14 protein-coding genes are annotated in these 16801 nt (G+C 55.1%); 9 read left to right on the forward strand and 5 right to left on the reverse strand.

The window, feature by feature from the left end; translation table 11 throughout:
- Position 1 precedes the first annotated feature (1 nt).
- The gene (locus HG66A1_RS28340; protein WP_145192310.1) at positions 2–1795 is read right to left on the reverse strand and encodes an ankyrin repeat domain-containing protein; all 1794 of its coding nucleotides are present in this window, start codon (positions 1793–1795) and stop codon (positions 2–4) included.
- Between the two features lie 366 nt (positions 1796–2161).
- On the opposite strand from HG66A1_RS28340, the gene HG66A1_RS28345 reads away from it, so the two are divergent.
- Positions 2162–2722, forward strand: a complete 561-nt coding sequence (locus HG66A1_RS28345) for a hypothetical protein (protein ID WP_145192313.1) — start codon at positions 2162–2164, stop codon at positions 2720–2722.
- A 323-nt stretch (positions 2723–3045) separates the two neighbouring features.
- Here the strand turns inward: HG66A1_RS28345 and HG66A1_RS28350 are convergent, their stop codons facing one another.
- Positions 3046–3780 (reverse strand): RraA family protein, encoded by a 735-nt coding sequence (locus tag HG66A1_RS28350; RefSeq protein ID WP_145044853.1) that lies wholly within the window; start codon positions 3778–3780, stop codon positions 3046–3048.
- Between the two features lie 24 nt (positions 3781–3804).
- Positions 3805–5103, reverse strand: a complete 1299-nt coding sequence (locus HG66A1_RS28355; protein WP_232106694.1) for a lactate racemase domain-containing protein — start codon at positions 5101–5103, stop codon at positions 3805–3807.
- 384 nt (positions 5104–5487) lie between these two features.
- On the opposite strand from HG66A1_RS28355, the gene HG66A1_RS28360 reads away from it, so the two are divergent.
- A complete protein-coding gene (locus HG66A1_RS28360; RefSeq protein ID WP_197996850.1) occupies positions 5488–7110 on the forward strand; it encodes a flagellar hook-basal body protein in 1623 nt (540 codons plus the stop codon).
- A 30-nt stretch (positions 7111–7140) separates the two neighbouring features.
- Here the strand turns inward: HG66A1_RS28360 and HG66A1_RS28365 are convergent, their stop codons facing one another.
- Positions 7141–7587 (reverse strand): SRPBCC family protein, encoded by a 447-nt coding sequence (locus HG66A1_RS28365; protein WP_145192319.1) that lies wholly within the window; start codon positions 7585–7587, stop codon positions 7141–7143.
- A gap of 172 nt (positions 7588–7759) precedes the next feature.
- Here HG66A1_RS28365 and miaA point away from each other — a divergent pair, with 172 nt between their 5' ends.
- The gene (miaA, locus tag HG66A1_RS28370; protein ID WP_145192322.1) at positions 7760–8692 is read left to right on the forward strand and encodes a tRNA (adenosine(37)-N6)-dimethylallyltransferase MiaA; all 933 of its coding nucleotides are present in this window, start codon (positions 7760–7762) and stop codon (positions 8690–8692) included.
- A 230-nt stretch (positions 8693–8922) separates the two neighbouring features.
- Here the strand turns inward: miaA and HG66A1_RS28375 are convergent, their stop codons facing one another.
- Positions 8923–9300 (reverse strand): GxxExxY protein, encoded by a 378-nt coding sequence (locus HG66A1_RS28375; RefSeq protein ID WP_145192325.1) that lies wholly within the window; start codon positions 9298–9300, stop codon positions 8923–8925.
- Positions 9301–9797: 497 nt separating this feature from the next.
- Between HG66A1_RS28375 and HG66A1_RS28380 the strand changes: the two genes are divergently transcribed.
- From HG66A1_RS28380 to HG66A1_RS28405, 6 genes are all read left to right on the forward strand, one after another.
- Positions 9798–10646, forward strand: a complete 849-nt coding sequence (locus HG66A1_RS28380) for a menaquinone biosynthesis family protein (RefSeq protein WP_145192328.1) — start codon at positions 9798–9800, stop codon at positions 10644–10646.
- Positions 10647–10700: 54 nt separating this feature from the next.
- Positions 10701–11498 (forward strand): SDR family oxidoreductase, encoded by a 798-nt coding sequence (locus tag HG66A1_RS28385; RefSeq protein WP_145192331.1) that lies wholly within the window; start codon positions 10701–10703, stop codon positions 11496–11498.
- A 36-nt stretch (positions 11499–11534) separates the two neighbouring features.
- On the forward strand, positions 11535–13154 hold the full coding sequence (gene nadB / locus HG66A1_RS28390) for an L-aspartate oxidase (protein ID WP_145192335.1): 1620 nt from the start codon (positions 11535–11537) through the stop codon (positions 13152–13154).
- 49 nt (positions 13155–13203) lie between these two features.
- Entirely contained in the window at positions 13204–13977 is a 774-nt protein-coding gene (locus tag HG66A1_RS28395) for an SDR family NAD(P)-dependent oxidoreductase (RefSeq protein ID WP_145192338.1), read from the forward strand.
- 16 nt (positions 13978–13993) lie between these two features.
- Positions 13994–14902: a leucine-rich repeat domain-containing protein gene (locus HG66A1_RS28400; protein WP_197996851.1), complete on the forward strand. Its 909-nt coding sequence runs from the start codon at positions 13994–13996 to the stop codon at positions 14900–14902.
- Positions 14903–15137: 235 nt separating this feature from the next.
- On the forward strand, positions 15138–16766 hold the full coding sequence (locus HG66A1_RS28405; protein ID WP_197996852.1) for a hybrid sensor histidine kinase/response regulator: 1629 nt from the start codon (positions 15138–15140) through the stop codon (positions 16764–16766).
- The last annotated feature ends 35 nt before the right edge of the window (positions 16767–16801 follow it).

Below are 16801 nucleotides of genomic sequence, written 5' to 3' on the forward strand. Positions count from 1 at the left end.
GTTACTCTGGCAATCTTGAATTGAATGAAAACACGCGCTGGCCATCTTTGAGTGACAGACATTCGATGCCGATGGAACTGGTATTACAATGAAACAGGAAGACTTTGCCCTTCCTGACCCGGAATTCGGAGAACCAGGCACCCAGCTTGGTCCCTACCCACATCGTATCCAGCTTTGTCTGCCAGTATAATTTAGGATGCTCCTGATTGTCTTCTGTCGCAATACACGTCAAGACGGGATTGACCGGTCCATCCTGATGTAGAACAAAAACAGCACGTCCCTGGCTGGCAATCCCCGTCACGCGAATGGGATCTTCCTCTTTCAATGCTTTTTCGATTCTGCCTTTTAGTTCCTCTGGATAATCGGCATGCGCAGATTCTCCTTCGAAAGCTTTCTCGTCTTCGTCAAAACTTGCGGTTCCTGTATAGCTGATGAATTCTCTGTCTGCATAAACATATGGAAAAGTATGCAGTCCTTTCTTCTGATAGTCTGAAAATGGCCGGTACCTGACATCAAATATTGTTTTCACCTCAGAGTTGAAACTTGCTCTTAACAGATTTCTGGACCAGGCATGAGGAATAGAAACTTTGAGCCGCCCCTCGACAAAGCCCAGAAACTCGCGTGAGTATTTTTGCGGTATGGGGATATTTGCGGCCCCCCTGTCAGACCCCAACAAAAGCGCATCCGTCTGCTTTTCCAGTCGCTGCCAGGCAGCTGAAAGAGCAACCGAATCAGATTCGTCATAGCAGAGCCCATTTATTTCACTGGCAGTCCGCGACAGAAACAACTTTCGAGCTGCTTCTCCTTTGGAATACCCCGACGCAGCTCGCAGGAATTTCAGACGCAGTCGCTCCACTTCAGATAATTCTGACTCATCAACCTCAGGAACCTTAGCTTCTTCACCGGGTTGCCTTGCTCCCGCCGCCAGGAATAATTTTCTGATCTTCTTTTTTTCCAACGCTTTCTGTTTCTCAGTCTCGTCATATAACTCATACAACTCGGGGTCCACCAGACCGGGCATTGCGGTAAATCCGCGCTTATCTTTAATATTCAGATTCGCCCCAGCCTCGATCAGCAATTTCACACTTTCCGCATTGGGTTCCGAGACGGCCCAATGCAGGGGCGTCTCTCCCTCACCATCTTGTACATTGAGCCGGGCTCCCCGTTTGATCATTGCCTTGAGCACTGTGGGACTTTTTGTCGCCCGATGTAACGGAGTAATATCATCCGTTCCATCGATATAAACCCCCGTTTTCGTATTGGGATCTGCTCCCGCTTTGAGTAAAGCCAGCGAAAGCGGATCGTGCCCCTGATAAATTGATGTACTCAGCGCGGTTGAGCCATACCCATCATCCAGGTCAAGTTTCGCTCCTTGATCGATCAACAACTTTGCAATAGCCACACGTCGTTTGTCGCGTTCCTGAATCAACCGGGGATCAATCTGTTTGCGTTTTTCTTCCGCTCGATCACGAGCTTCAGAAGTATTCTCGGTCATTTTCTCCGGCTGAGGTTCGCGGTGGCTGTGGGCAACCGCCAGGAGAGGCGTCCATTTATCAGAGCCGTAAGGCGAATAACCCAGCGACCATATATCCTGAAATAGCTCACCATCATAAAAACCAAGACGGGCATCAGGTTTCGCTCCCGCCTGCAGCAGGCTCTTCACCTGTGCCACATCCAGTTGAAACGCAGCGATTACAAGTCGTTGATCGCGCGTGTATTTCCGTGGTTCCTCTTCTGCCCAGGCATTTGTGGTGATCAGGAGAAACAATGTGAGAAAAGAGAGGCGGCTGAGCATGGTACAGTCCTCATGGTCAGTGAGCAGAAGGGTTCTCGGAAAAACTACCTGTAGTGTATCAGGTTCGTGCCCCCCTCGTCCAAAACTAATTCAGCAAAGCAGGAGGGGTGAGAGTCGTAATTTAGCCAGTCCAGAATCTACCCCGTCCGCCAACAAATCCACACAACAGCATATCCAAATGTAACATCCGGGTGCTTCACCCTGTAATTCTTTCACATTAGGAAGCATCCTCCCCCCGCCGACTTCATCCCTCAGCTTGCCAGCTTACCAGGATTATCGTTTTTCAGAACTGGCATCCGATTTGCCTTGTCTTCTCCCCAGACTGCGGGCATTCGAAAACCATCTGTATTCAAGGAGGATCGGGTTATGGAAATCATGCTGACCATGTTACTGGGTGTGGCCACGGCAGCAGGCCCCGCAGTCATCAACGCAGACTTCGAACAGAAAGACGTCCGCACCGGCCTGCCGACCGGCTGGTCTTACACTTCGCTACCGGGCAGACAACACCTGGTGAATTACCAGACCACGCAGGTCACTGCAGCACAAAAACAGGGCAGCGCGCTGTCCATCACCGTCGCCTCGGATCACCCCGAGCAGATCGTCGCCTACAACATTCACCAGGACCTGCAAGGGCTGACTCCCGGCAAAGCCTACCGCGTCTCTGCCCGCGTCTGCACTAAGGGTTTGAAAACGATGCCCATGATCGTCGTCCAATGCATCGACGCTAGCGGTAGAAAGTTCGTCGGGATGGCACGTTCTCCGCAGCGTGATCTCCCCGGCGACCTCGATTCCTGGGAACAGATTCATACCGACATCTTCGTCCCCGAAGGGACTTCAACCGTCCGACTGCGCATCGGTATCCCCGCAGCAGGCAACGCCGGCGGCACCGCCATCATCGACGACGTCGACATCGTCGAGATGAATTAAGGTTCGCATCCCATAGAAACGTAGGGGCTGGCCTGTGTGCCAGCCCGCATTCAACGCCCCTTATTTGAAACCACTCTGTCAGCGGGTGGGCTCGGATAAAATCCGAGCCGAGCGCAGCGAGCAGGAGGTCCCGGTTCTCGCGTCCCCATCAGAGCAGCCTTTCCCAACCCTCAAAACCTAAAGAGCAAGGCCCATCTCATCCACGGACGACATTCACACCGCGACCACCTGTTACCTGCTGCAGTTAAAGATTAAATCAGGAACAAAAAAAGCCGGCCCTCAACGAGCCGGCTTTTCTTTTATTACTTCACGACGAGTATCAACTACTCACCCCGCAGCCGTTTGCCCAGCTTGCCGACTTCGGCCGCCAGTTCCTTGCGGGCTTCGCCCAGACCTTCGGGAGTCAGGTTGCCCCCCTTGAGGTAGTCCAGCACGATGTCTTCGGCTTTCATCAGATCCTTGCACGCATCCGCGATTTCGGAAGCGATCTCGTGAGGAATCGTCGTCACGCCGTTCAAATCGCCGTGCAGCAGGTCGCCGGGGTAAATCGGAATGCCACCCACGGTAATCGGCACGTTGACCGCCAGCGTGTGACAGTAACCGTGAGCACAGATCGCTCCGTTCGTAAACGCGGGGAAATCGAGAGCTTCCACCTGGTCCAGGTCACGACCGGCGCCGGAGGTGATGATCCCTTTCGCACCGTATGCTTTATAAGTGCTGCACATCACTTCGCCGAACGTGGCGGAAGCGGTTGGCTCGTCCATATCCTGGTAGACAACCACCGGTGCGCCCGGCAATGATTCGAACGCAGCGACCTGATTATCCAGACCGGCGTAAACGTCACCACTGCGTGGCGGTGCCATGCTGCGGAAGGTGGAAGTCAACGCGTAGCCAACCATGGGAGGCATCTTGGGGAAGCAGGCTTTGATCGTATCGTTCATAAAGCCGACGTTCCGCGGACGAATGTTCCACAGCTCGATCACATTACAGACGGTCGGGGTGTCATACTTGGCAAGTTCATCCAAAGCTTCGTTGGAGAGGCCTTCAGTCGTGGACATGAATGGGTTCCTGTTGGTTAAATTTCAGTGTTGCGGTTTCTTAAAAACGGAGGCCAGATTCCCCTCTGCATCGAAAGGCAAGTCGAACGGCCCGGAAATGATATCCAGGTCGTCGCGGCTGTTAATCTCCTCCAGGTACGTTTCGCTGACGACAACTTCGCTCAGTTCAAGCGTGTCGTAAATCTGTACGATGCCACTGGTTTCGGGTTCCACCAGCCCCACAGTCTGCAGGGCCGCTTCAATGGCTTCGCGGTCATTCGGATACACCAGAGGAACCATCCCGGCGGTAGGATGACTCCCCGTAATCGTATTAATGCGGGTACTCTGCCAGTCCACCCCCGCCACGGTCCGCTCATTCGTGAACTCCGCCAAACCGATGCCGCACGCGTTGCCATGCGTCTCTTCGGTCAAACCGCGAATCATAATTCGTTTGCAGGCGACGACATCCCGCTCCGTGGCGGCATGGTCATTGAACTTCCGTCCGACCACGCAGGCATCCATTCCCGAACCGCTGATGTTCTTCCCGATCCGATCCACAATCAACAGATCGATCTTCGGGAACGGCAGTCGGGGCAGCCACTGGCGGGCAATCTCCAGCAGTTCCTTCTCTCGTTCGTAAAAGTTCTCAGGAGGCACCGCTTCGATCATGCCGGTCTCGTCATACGAATTCTCGACAATCGCCAGGCCACCAATCACGCCACATTTTTTCAATACCGACGCTGCCACCGCCTTGATGATTTCTTCAAAACTGTGATCTTCAATCGCTCGATGATAGATCTTGGCCCCCTCATGCTTCCCCAGGCCGATCAACATCATCTTATGCAGACCCGATTCAATATCTCCCACGAACCGGGTGTGCGGCTTGACCCGACCGCAGACCAGCACATGATCCGCAGCGTAGGCGTTCTTATCAAAATGCACCGGAATCCCGTGCGGCGTCTGGTCAACAATCACCGTTTCCATCGAGGAACGGATCTCCACTCCCATGGCTGCTTCCGTCACCCCATACGAGGCAATCACCTGCGCCTGACCTTCCGCGGTCCCGCCGCCATGACTGCCCATCGCCGGGACGATAAACGGTTCCGCGCCGAGTGACTTCAGGTAATCGACAGTCGACTTGATAATCAGCGCAATATTGGCAATTCCGCGACTTCCCACAGGCACAGCCACAGTATCCCCCGGTTTAATTAGTTCCCCCAGATTCAGCTTCGACAACGCAGCTGTAACCGCTGCTCCGACATCTTTGAGACGCGTCGCAGGAAAGTGCTGGCGGATCCGGTAAGCCTGGGGCAGATTCATGTTCATAGTCGTGATTCGATCCATTCAGTTCCGGGGGCGGGCAAGCGGGATGGTATCCATGCGTCTGATATATGAAGAGTCTGTTATTGTACGGTATTCTGATCCAATTCCGCTACACTCCCGACCCTCCGCCTGTCAGAATCAGGGCAGATCGGTAATCGCCGCCGGTTCTCCGGCTGCAGCCCGGAACAGTCTTGTTCTAAAGTCTCGATTGCGATACCTTTACCAATGGTCCATCCCTCCCGCACCGGCCGAACCCGGATTGGCCGGCAACCAGCGTCCGCCGCGAATGCCAGACAACAAGGCCCGCGCGTCAGATCAGGTCTGAGAGGGAAGCCATCTGATTACCAAAGAACAATCAGCAGGTCGAAACTGGAAGTCGAGCCTTGTTGCTGCAAGGAAGCAGATATGAGAAAAAACTTTGAACGGATTATCTTTGCAGTCTCTGTTTGTGTGCTGGCAGGAGTCCTCTTCATTCAGGGCATCCTGTATCTGAGAGACCTGGGATTCACAGACGAGTCCACCCCCGTCACACTCTCGCTCTCACAGGATCCGCATCCTGTCGCTGAAACGGAACCGGCGCTGACTGAGAGCGAACTGGCTCCCCTGCCGGCTCTCCCTCAAATCGAGCTCGCACTCGCCGAAGCCAAGGACGGAACAGAACTCGCAGCAGACGAAGTGGAAGCGCCATCACTCGACGGTCCCCGACTGACTGTTCCCGAGAGTGGCCAGGGCAAGATTCTCGCAAACCCCGAGAGTGCCCGCCCCGCGCTCCCACTGCTGCCCGCACTGGAAGCCGAACATCCCCAAACACCCGGCCCGCTGATGCCGCCCCTCAATGCAGAACCGCTGGCCGAAAAGCCCCAACACGGTGATGCCGCTGCTGACAAACTGATCCGCTCGATCATCAAAGAACATCTCCCCCACGCCACACCGGAAGAACTTCAGATCTGGTTTGAAGAACTCAGGGGCGTCCCCCCCAAAGTCGCGAATGACATGCTCGCTATTCGCAAGCTTCTGCAGCCCAAAACCGCGCTGCGGATGCCCACCGAAAAATGGGAGGAGCTGAATCCCACACTGGAACTCGCACCGCCGCAACAACAGTCCGTCTCCTCGACACACAACCTGGGCAGCGACCAGGGAGGCTTCATCGGCTTCTCGTCACAGGCCGACCGGGATGAACTCCTGCAGCGTCTAAGGCCCACCGTCGATGCCCTGCGGATGTCGCGGGATGTGATCGTCAACAACATCGCCAATGCAGGCACCGTCGGCTTCAAACGATTGAACGTGGAATTTGAAGCGCTCCCCTACGAATACATTGAAACGCCTGCCAGCGAGAAAAACTCGGCTGCACCGCCGATCGCAGTCGGCATGGGCAGTCAGGTCCTGCAGACCCGACTCTCGCAGACCGCCGGCGAACTGATCAGAACCGGCCGCAAACTCGATGTCGCCATCGAAGGCCAGGGCTTTCTGCAGGTCAGCCTCGGAGAACAGACTTTGTTTACCCGCGCCGGCCGCCTGATGATCGACGACCAGCGTCGCCTCTGCCTGCGGGGTTCGCAACAGAATTTCCCACTCGCACCAGAAATCCTCATTCCGGAATCGGCACACTCGGTGCAGATCCGTGAGAACGGCGCCGTCGTCGCGATTGTTACCAACAAAGAATCAGCCGATGCAGAACAGGAACTGGGCACCATCCAGCTGTCCTGCTTTGCAGACGACACCGAACTCTTTCCACGCGAGTCCTGCCTGTTTGAAGCGACGGCCCGCTCGGGTGTCCCCCGTGAACTCACGCCGGGAAAACAGGGGGCCGGCCTGCTCGTGTCCGGCATGCTCGAGGCGTCTAACGTTTCCATCGCAGAAGAACTGGAAGCACTGGCCTCAATTAAACAGCGCGTCGATGCGCTGCAGACCATCTATCAACTGGATACCCTCGAACCGGTACAGGCTGATCTCGGTCCCCCTTCCGATCGTATCGCTCGACCGGAAGGTCAGCGACTGCCACGCGGCAATCGCCCGATTATCAAATAATCCGCTCGCAAATCAGCGGGTAGGTTCCGCTCAGGAGAAGATTTCCTTGAGCTTGTTGTGGCGGTGATAGAAACCTTCGTCGAACACGTCGAGCAGCTTGGATTCCGTGACGATGAAGCCGAGCAGACCTCCCGGTGGCTGAAACTCGAGCCGGTCAATCACGGTCACCTGGTTTTCACCGCTGGGTACGATTTCGTGTTCGTGGATGTAATGCTTAAGCGGACCGGAAATCTGTTTTTCGGTAAACAGCTTCGGTTCATCGAAAACAGTGATCTCGTGGACCCCTTCCTGCACCTGCCCGAAGCCCTGAATACGAAATTCAATCGTCGCCCCTTTATAGAGCTTGTCCGGTTTTTTCGTGAATGTCAGGCCGGCATCCGGGGGACTGATCTTCAGGATATTGTCGGTATCGATCAGAAACTCGAATACCTGTTCGGGGGTGGCGGTCAGCTGCACGCTGGCTTCGAAGTTCGCCATGGTCTCTCTCTTTCGACTTTCAACACGGATAAATATACTTTACAACAGTACGTTTTCTAAGCGGTCAGAGCCGCCGCGCCTATCCTAGCTGAATGTTTTCGAAATAACGAGTCCCCCAACACCCTGGATCGGGTTTCCCCGCGATCTGGGGTCTTTCTGAAGCGAATTCCCCATGCAGTTTTCCCCGGAAGTCCTGAAACAGTGCTGGTTTCTGGCCGGTCCCACCGCCTGCGGCAAGACCGAACTCAGCCTGCAGCTGGCCGAACATCTGGATGCGGAAATCCTGGCCCTCGACTCGATGTCCCTCTACCGGGGCATGGACATCGGCACCGCAAAAGCTTCGCCTGAAGAACAGCAGAGAATTCCCCATCATCTGATCGACGTCATCGACCCACACGAGGAATTCAGCGTCGCCGATTACCTGACCACCGCCGAACAATGCTGTCGGGAGATCATCGACCGCGGACATGTTCCCCTCTTCGTGGGAGGCACCGGCCTTTACCTGCGGGCCGTCTTACGTGGCGTCTTTGAAGGCCCCGCTGCCGACTGGGATTACCGCCGCGAACTCGAACAGTTCGTCGAGGCCGAAGGCAACCTGGCTCTGCATGCGAGGCTGGCCGAAGTGGATCCGGTCTCCGCAGAGAAACTGCATCCCAACGATCTCCGCCGCGTCACCCGGGCCCTGGAAGTTTACCACGTCACCGGTCAGCCGCTTTCATCCCAGCATCAGGAAGCAGCCCTCCCCGCAGACGAAAGACCGCAGCACGTCTACTGGCTCTCCCCCGATCGCGACTGGCTCTACGCCCGCATCAACGCCCGCGTCGACCTGATGCTGCAGGCCGGACTGCTGGACGAAGTCAAAACGCTGCTCGCCGCAGAACAGCCACTCAGCCGCACCGCCCGACAGGCACTCGGCTACAAGGAGCTGATCGACCACCTGGAAGGGGACATCACGTATGATGACGCCGTCGAAACTCTGAAAACCCGCACCCGCCAGTTCGCCAAACGCCAGCACACCTGGTTCCGCAACCTCGAAGAATGCCACGAACTCGAAGTCACTACCACAGACACCACAAACGACCTGCTCGATAAACTGCTGAAGTGATTTTACTACCACGAAAAGCACGAAAGACACGAAATTATTCTTTCTGAGAATCGCCAGCGGTAATGAAAAGTTAAACACTCAGAAGCTGGAACCAGTCCTGTTAAAAACTACTTCTGTTTCACCTGCCAAAAATATCAGGCTGGCAATGACGTGCAGGCACCAACATCAAGTTTTAAATTTTCGTGCTTTTCGTGTCTTTCGTGGTTAAATAATTTCGAATCATAAGCGATTCACAAAACATAGCGTTCAACGGTGACTTTAGGATAACTCCCAAAGTTGATCAGTAGCCCCAGCTTCTTCTCGGCTGCTTTCTGATAATTCATCAGTTGCGCTACATGCTCAGATCCCAGTGATTTCACAGCTTTCAGTTCCAGAATAATTGAGTCATAACAAATCAGATCCGGTTGATAGGCTTGTTGTAAAGATTCCCCCTTGTAACTCAACCGCAACACCGGCTTCGCCACAAACGGAATCCCTCGCTGTTTCAATTCCCGCTCCAGACACTCCTGGTAAACCGCTTCCAGAAATCCACAACCAACCTCCCGATAAACCTCGAAGACAGCCCCCTGAATCGCGAAGCATTCTTCCTTATAAATAATCTGATTCATCACGATTCCAGTTTCTTACATTTTTATTTTGCTACCACGAAAGACACGAAAAGCACGAAATTGATTCTTCACAATCTCTAAGCAAACGACACCAAAACAACTCAGACCTGCTTTAACTAATAGATTGATATTCTGAGTTCAAAAAAAAATCACAGTCGTAAAAACTGTGACCAGAGTATTCACCCCCGTCTTACCAGCGGCGATCATTCCCTGCTTTTCGTGCTTTTCGTGGTTCTTAAACAAAACCCTGCAATATATTATTGTACACCTGCTGTTTATGAATTCAATCAACACACAAAGTACTATCAATGCAGTGTCTCAACTTTCGCCTCCCGTTTCGTGGTCGTTCTGAGTTGTTTCCGCTCAGTCGGTGGCTAAGTTCCCCGTAACTCTCTATAGTGTCTTGCTAAATATAGTAAATGAACTGGTCGGACCCACTCGGCTGCTGGTCCAGGTTTCCAGTGCTTGTTTCCCTCAACTTCAATATTGTGTGATTCATGATGACCGATGAAAAAGTGTTAATTCAGGTGGGCCACAGTCCCGATCCGGACGATGCCTTTATGTTCCATGCCCTGGCCAATGACAAAATCGAAACTGGTAAGTATCGATTCACTCATGAGTTACAGGATATTGAAACGCTCAACCAGCGTGCCTTCAACGCGGAACTGGAACTGACCGCCGTCAGTCTCCACGGCTACGCTTACCTGACCGACACCTATGCGATCTGCTCCTGTGGTGCCTCCATGGGCGACAAATACGGCCCCATGGTCGTGGCCCGCGAAGAGTGGAGCATCGACGATCTCCGCGGCAAAAAAATCGCCATCCCCGGCAAGCTGACCACCGCCTTCCTGGCCCTCAAGCTCCTGCTGGGCGATGATTTTGAATACGAAGAACACCCCTTCGATGAAATCCTGAACCTGGTCGAACAGGGTAAATTTGACGCCGGCCTGATCATTCACGAAGGTCAGCTGACCTACGCCAACCAGGGACTCAAACTGGTCGTTGACCTGGGTGAGTGGTGGTACGAAGAAACCGGTCTCCCCCTGCCGCTGGGTGCCAACGCCATCCGCAAAGACCTCGGTCAGGAAATGATGGAAGAAGTCACTGCGATCCTCAAACGGAGCATTGAGTACGGCCTGGAACACCGCGACGAAGCCCTCGATCACGCCCTGAAATACGGTCGCGATCTCAACCGGGGCAGTGCCGACAAGTTCGTAGGCATGTACGTCAACGACTGGACCCTCGATTTCGGCGAAAAGGGACGCGAAGCAGTCGCGACTCTGCTCAACCGCGGTTATGAAGCCGGAATCATTCCGAATCCCGTCAAACTGGAATTCATCGGTTAAGACTTCAGTCGCTCCCGTGATTGAATCGTAGAGAGATAGAGAAGGTGGTATGCGATGAGTGAATCAAACTCATCCGGATATTTACAGACATTGTTCGGTCTGTCCGGCAAAACGGCGACCGTCATCGGTGGTACCGGAGTTCTGGGGGGCGCCATTGCAGACGCCCTGGCCCAGGCCGGCGCCCATGTCATTATCGTGGGACGTAACCAGGAAAACGGCGACGGTCGCGTAAAGCTGATCAAAGATCTGGGCGGCAGTGCCGAGTTCTTCCAGGCCGATTCCACAAACCGTGCTGATCTGGAAGCAATCATCGCACACCTTAAGGCCAGTGATCGGACCCCCGATATCCTGGTCAACGGTGCCGGCATCAACGCGGCGACACCCTTCCTCGAAATCAGCGACAAAGAGTGGGACGACATCTTCCGTGTCAACCTGCTCAGCGTGAAAGTCGCCTGCCAGGTCTTCGGCGAAGCCATGCTCAAGCAGGAAATCCCCGGCTCGATCATAAACATCGCCTCCATGAGTGCCATTACTCCACTCTCACGCGTCTTCACTTATTCCGCCTCGAAGGCCGCTGTGCTCAACCTGACACAGAACCTGGCCCGCGAATGGGCCGAACAGGGTGTACGGGTCAACGCACTCTCTCCCGGCTTCTTTCCTGCCGAACAGAACCGAAAAGTGCTGACACCCGAACGCGTAAAGAGTATTATGAATCATACACCCGCCCAGCGATTCGGCGATCCCGAGGAACTGGCAGGGGCGGTCCTGCTAATGGCCTCCGGTAAGGCCGGCAGCTTCATCACCGGCACCAACATCGCCGTGGATGGCGGTTTTTCCTGCATGACCATCTGAGATTCTTCCCGACAACGAGTTTAAGGAGCACCCGACTTGGATCCGATTCAGATTGAACCTGGTCAACGCTACCTCGCTCGTATCAATCCCAAGCGGATTCCGCACATCTTCACCGACGTCCTGATTATCGGGGGTGGGATCGCCGGCTGCCGCGCTGCACTGGAAATCGATCCCCGCCTCGAAACGATCATCGTCAACAAAGGCAAAGTCACACAGTCCAACAGTGCCTATGCCCAGGGCGGAATTGCCGGTGTGCTCGATCCCCTGGACAACATCACCAACCACGTGCAGGATACGCTCGCCGCCGGCAAGGATCTCTGTGATCCCGAACTGGTGGAATACGTCTGCACCGAGGCCCCCCGACACATTCAGGAACTGATCGAAATCGGGGCCGATTTCGATACACAGGATGGCAAAATCGCACTCACCAAAGAGGGGGGGCACAGCCATCGACGCGTCGCGCATGCCCTGGGCGATGCCACCGGAAAAGAAATCATGCGGGCCCTGGTCGCCGCCGTCCAGAGCCGTCCCAATATTCAGACCTGGATGAAAACCCCCACACTCGACCTGGTCACCGAAGACGGTCAGTGCCGCGGTGCTATCATCTGGAACCGCTACCACGGCAAGTCACTCGTCTGGGCCAAGCAGGTCATCCTCGCTACCGGTGGTGCGGGCTGTCTGTTCCGTGAAACGACGAATCCCCCGCTGGCGACCGGCGATGGACACGCCCTGGCCTTCCGCGCCGGTGCCCGCCTGCAGGACATGGAGTTCATGCAGTTCCACCCCACGGTGCTTTATATCGCCGGGGGGGCCCGCTACCTGGTCTCCGAAGCCGTCCGGGGCGAAGGCGCCTACCTCAGGGACTGTAACGGCGTACGTTTCATGGAAGAGTACCACCCCGACCTGGAACTCGCGCACCGCGACATTGTCAGTCGGGCCATTACCGACCGCATGCTGAAAACCAGTCACTCCTGCGTCTACCTCGACCTGCGGCACCTCGACAAAAATCTGGTCAAAGAACGCTTCCCCAACATCAGCAAGGTCTGTGCGGGTTTCGGCCTGGACCTGTCTAAAGATCAGATCCCGGTTCGCCCCGGAGCCCACTACATGATTGGCGGCGTCAAAACCGATCTGCAGGCGCGAACTTCAGTGCCTCACCTCTGGGCCGCCGGCGAAGTCACATCCACCGGTCTGCACGGCAGTAACCGACTCGCATCCAACAGCCTGCTGGAAGGCATGATCTTCGGTTCGGCAGCCGGCAAAGGCGCTTCCACAGCAGCCCTCAGCATGCCCGATCAATACTCCGCATCGCTGCTGCCCGAATGGGAAACCGAAAAACGCTCGGACGAAGACCTCAACAGTAAGGACTTAAGGAACTCGCTGGCCAGCCTCATGTGGCGGGATGTCGGCATCACCCGCAGCGCGGACTCGCTGCAGAACGCGCAGGACAAAGTCGATTTCTGGAGCCGCTATGTCGTCGATCGCGAATTCAAAGCACTCCCCGGCTGGGAACTGCAGAACATGCTGCTCGTCTCTCAACTGATGATTACCTCTGCCATTGAACGACGCGAAAGCCGCGGAGTACACTATCGAAGTGACTTCCCGGAAACAGATCCGGCTTTCCAGAAACATATTTCCGTGATCTCAACCAGCTGAGCAACCCCTACACAACCACGGCCCCGAAACAACCACAGGAAGGGACATCATGCTGCCAGGCATCAAACTGTTTGATCTAACCGGACGCGCTGCCATCATCACCGGAGGTTCCAAAGGACTCGGTTCCGCCATGGCCGAAGGCCTTGCTTCAGCAGGTGCGAACGTTCTGTTGACCAGTCGGCATGCAGAAGAAGCAGCAGAAACCGCAGCTCAGATTGAAGCCGACTACGGCACTAAAGCGATCGGCATCGCAGCCGATGTCACCGATCCGGAACAGGTCGCCGCGATGACCGAACGGGCCATCTCGGAGTTCGGCAGGATCGACATTCTGATCAACAACGCGGGCATCAACATCCGTGGTCCCATCGATGAACTCACACTGGAAGAATTCGAGGAAGTCCAGAAAGTGAATGTCACCGGTCCCTGGCTCTGTGTCCGGTCGGTCGTCCCCCATATGAAAAAAGCCGGCTACGGTCGCATCATCAACATGGCCAGCACACTCGGTCTGGTCGGGCTCTCCAACCGCACACCCTATACCGCCAGCAAAGGCGCCATGGTCCAGATGACGCGGGCCATGGGCCTGGAGTTCTGCGAGCATGGCATCACCTGCAACGCGATCTGTCCCGGTCCGTTTCTCACTCCCATGAATCAGCCGTTCGCCGAGACCGAAGAAATCAAGAAATTCATCGTCGGTGCCGTCGCCATGAACCGCTGGGCACAAATGGAAGAGATCCAGGGGGCAGCAATCTTCCTCGCCAGCAATGCATCCAGCTACATGACCGGCAGTATGGTCACCGTCGATGGTGGCTGGACCGCACGTTAGAGATACAGGAGACAGCATGAGTTCCCCGGATGACAGCCCGTCGATCAAGCAGGCCGACCAAGTCAGACGGACTCTTTTCAAACGGCCCCTGTTCATCGTTCTGTTCCTGCTGGGGACTCTGATGGCCTACTCGCTGTTTCTGATCGTCATGTTCCACGAGCGGGTCGCCTTCTTTCAGAAACACGGGGCCCACCTGGAAACCGAATTTCGTAATTCCCGGGGCGAATTGATCCGCGGTGGTTTCGAAAACGCTCCTGCGAAACATTTCATCCCCGGACCGTTACTGCGTTATCAACGCTCCATCGACGGAGCGCATCTCGCGCGGTCCGCGCAGCTCAGCGATTCAGAAATCGACCAACTCTTCCAGCAACTCACGAATTTTCCACAGCTCAAATGGTTAACGCTGGAAGGTTTCCACATCAACCAGCCACGGGCGCGCGCCCTGGCTCGATTAACGAAACTCGAAGATCTCGCACTGCGGTTTTGTACGATTGACGAAACCTGCCTCGCCACGCTGCTGGGACAGAACGGTCTCCAGCACGTCAGCCTGGCCAACTCGAAATTTGATGAAAGCGAGCTCGCGATCTTCCATCAACAGCCCGCACAGAAAACGCTGCGCTCGCTCTCTCTGTCGAACTGCCAGGTCACAGATCAGACCGCGAAACTGATCGCTGGCTGCAACCAACTCGCCTTCCTCGAACTGGACGGGACCCGCATCAGCGACCAGGGCGTCAAAATTCTCGCCCGGCTTCCCCGCCTCGAGGTGCTCATTCTGGATCATACCAATGTGACTGATGCCGGCGTCGCCTATCTCTCTGGCACGCCTCAACTTGTCGAGCTCAGCCTCAGTAACACCGACGCCTCGGACGAAATGCTGGAATCGTTACAACTGGAAATACCCGCATTGCGGGTCTCCGACGATTGAGACACCTGAACCTGCACTGAATCCACACATATTGACTGATCTTCCATACCCAGTGTACTTCCCCGCGCGATTTCTCCAATCTGCTTAACCAGAACTCGGTCCCCGGGCCAGACTCGAATTTGTGGCGTTTTCTAAACTCTATTTACTCTTACGAGATAATCCTGTCCTAATTTTGTGTATCTCCATGTTTTACCCCCGCCGTAAAATAGTCCCCAAGGCAAAAGAAAACAGAAACATGATCTATCATAAATCCAAGGTGCTCATTGTCGACGACTCGGAAGTCGTACGGCATATCCTCTCCAAAGCTCTGACGCCGGAAGGTTACACAATCTATTCGGCCGTCGATGGTGAGGATGGCTGGCGAAAGATCAACGACTTGCAGCCAGACATCGTGCTGCTCGATGTGGAAATGCCGACCCGCAACGGATTTGACGTCCTCCGCGAAGTCCGTGAAAACTTCAAAGCGGAAGAAATCGCTGTCATCATGGTCACCACACAGAGTGATGGCAAAGGGATTGCCCGTGCCTTTGAAGAGGGTGCCTTCGACTACATCCCCAAACCGGCCACCGAATCGGAAATCAAGGCGCGGGTCCGCAACGCCATCCGTGCAATTCACCTCCTGCGTGAACAGAAACATCTCCGGCAACAGGCCGAAGCCGCCAACCAGTCCAAGAGCGCCTTCCTGGCCAACATGAGCCATGAAATCCGTACTCCCATGACGGCCATTCTCGGCTACACCGAAATCCTGGAACTCGAAGCCCGCACACATCAGATGCCGGAACTGTTCCTCGATTCGCTGGATACCATCCGCCGCAACGGCGGTCACCTGATGGAACTCATCAACGACATCCTGGACCTCTCCAAAATTGAAGCAGGCAAACTCGATGTCGAATCCATCGCCTGCTCGCCACAGACCATCGTGGAAGAAGTCATGGAACTCGTGCAGGTTCGGGCCGAAGCCAAGGGGCTCAAGCTCGAAGCAGACTTCAAATTCCCCCTGCCCGCACAAATCCATTCCGACCCGACCCGCATCCGCCAGATTCTGATCAACCTCATTGGCAATGCGATCAAGTTCACGGAAGTCGGCACGATTCGCCTGGAAACCGAACTCCTGCAGGCACCCTACGACGAACCGCAAATCCAATTCACGATCGTCGACCAGGGTATCGGCATGTCGGAAGCGCAGATGACAAATCTGTTCCGTCCCTTCAGCCAGGCCGATTCGTCCACGTCCCGCAAATACGGGGGAACCGGACTGGGACTGACCATCTGCAAACGACTGGCCAACATCCTCGGTGGTGACATCTCCGTTCAGAGTGAACTCAACCATGGTTCCCGCTTCTCCGCAACCGTGCGGACTGGCAGCCTGGCTGAAATCGAACTGCTCCACGAACTGCACGATACACAAGGGGATTCATCGACAGCTGCAGTAAACGATAAAACAACCACTACAGAAGAATCCCCGCTGCGTGGTAAACATGTCCTGCTGGCAGAAGACGGCCCGGATAACCAGAAGCTGATCTCCTTTATCCTCAAGAAAGCGGGCGCTGAAGTGTGTCTGGCCGCAAATGGTGAAGAGGCCTACCAGGCCGCGATCCAGGAAATGGAACGAGGCACCCTCTTCGATGTGATCCTCATGGACATGCAGATGCCCATTCTCGACGGCTACAGTGCCACACGCAAAGTCCGCGACGTTGGTTACACAGGCCCGATCATCTCACTCACCGCCAATGCGATGGAAGGCGACCGGGAGAGATGCCTGGCCGTCGGCTGTAACGATCATATCACCAAACCCATCGATCGTCGGCAACTCGTCGAAATGATTTCCGAACTCTCTGAGTCCTCCGAACTCTGTCTCTCCTGACAAGGCGTGAAGCTGATCTCAATAAAAAAGCCGAG

The sequence above is a fragment of the Gimesia chilikensis genome (assembly GCF_007744075.1).
Taxonomy (GTDB): Bacteria; Planctomycetota; Planctomycetia; order Planctomycetales; family Planctomycetaceae; genus Gimesia; species Gimesia chilikensis_A.

Bases quoted from the DNA above. Each gene is read 5' to 3' on its own strand.
- HG66A1_RS28340 (WP_145192310.1), bottom strand. From the start codon at position 1,795: ATGCTCAGCCGCCTCTCTTTTCTCACATTGTTTCTCCTGATCACCACA.
- HG66A1_RS28345 (WP_145192313.1), top strand. From the start codon at position 2,162: ATGGAAATCATGCTGACCATGTTACTGGGTGTGGCCACGGCAGCAGGC.
- HG66A1_RS28350 (WP_145044853.1), bottom strand. From the start codon at position 3,780: ATGTCCACGACTGAAGGCCTCTCCAACGAAGCTTTGGATGAACTTGCC.
- HG66A1_RS28355 (WP_232106694.1), bottom strand. From the start codon at position 5,103: ATGGATCGAATCACGACTATGAACATGAATCTGCCCCAGGCTTACCGG.
- HG66A1_RS28360 (WP_197996850.1), top strand. From the start codon at position 5,488: ATGAGAAAAAACTTTGAACGGATTATCTTTGCAGTCTCTGTTTGTGTG.
- HG66A1_RS28365 (WP_145192319.1), bottom strand. From the start codon at position 7,587: ATGGCGAACTTCGAAGCCAGCGTGCAGCTGACCGCCACCCCCGAACAG.
- miaA (WP_145192322.1), top strand. From the start codon at position 7,760: ATGCAGTTTTCCCCGGAAGTCCTGAAACAGTGCTGGTTTCTGGCCGGT.
- HG66A1_RS28375 (WP_145192325.1), bottom strand. From the start codon at position 9,300: ATGAATCAGATTATTTATAAGGAAGAATGCTTCGCGATTCAGGGGGCT.
- HG66A1_RS28380 (WP_145192328.1), top strand. From the start codon at position 9,798: ATGATGACCGATGAAAAAGTGTTAATTCAGGTGGGCCACAGTCCCGAT.
- HG66A1_RS28385 (WP_145192331.1), top strand. From the start codon at position 10,701: ATGAGTGAATCAAACTCATCCGGATATTTACAGACATTGTTCGGTCTG.
- HG66A1_RS28395 (WP_145192338.1), top strand. From the start codon at position 13,204: ATGCTGCCAGGCATCAAACTGTTTGATCTAACCGGACGCGCTGCCATC.
- HG66A1_RS28400 (WP_197996851.1), top strand. From the start codon at position 13,994: ATGAGTTCCCCGGATGACAGCCCGTCGATCAAGCAGGCCGACCAAGTC.
- HG66A1_RS28405 (WP_197996852.1), top strand. From the start codon at position 15,138: ATGATCTATCATAAATCCAAGGTGCTCATTGTCGACGACTCGGAAGTC.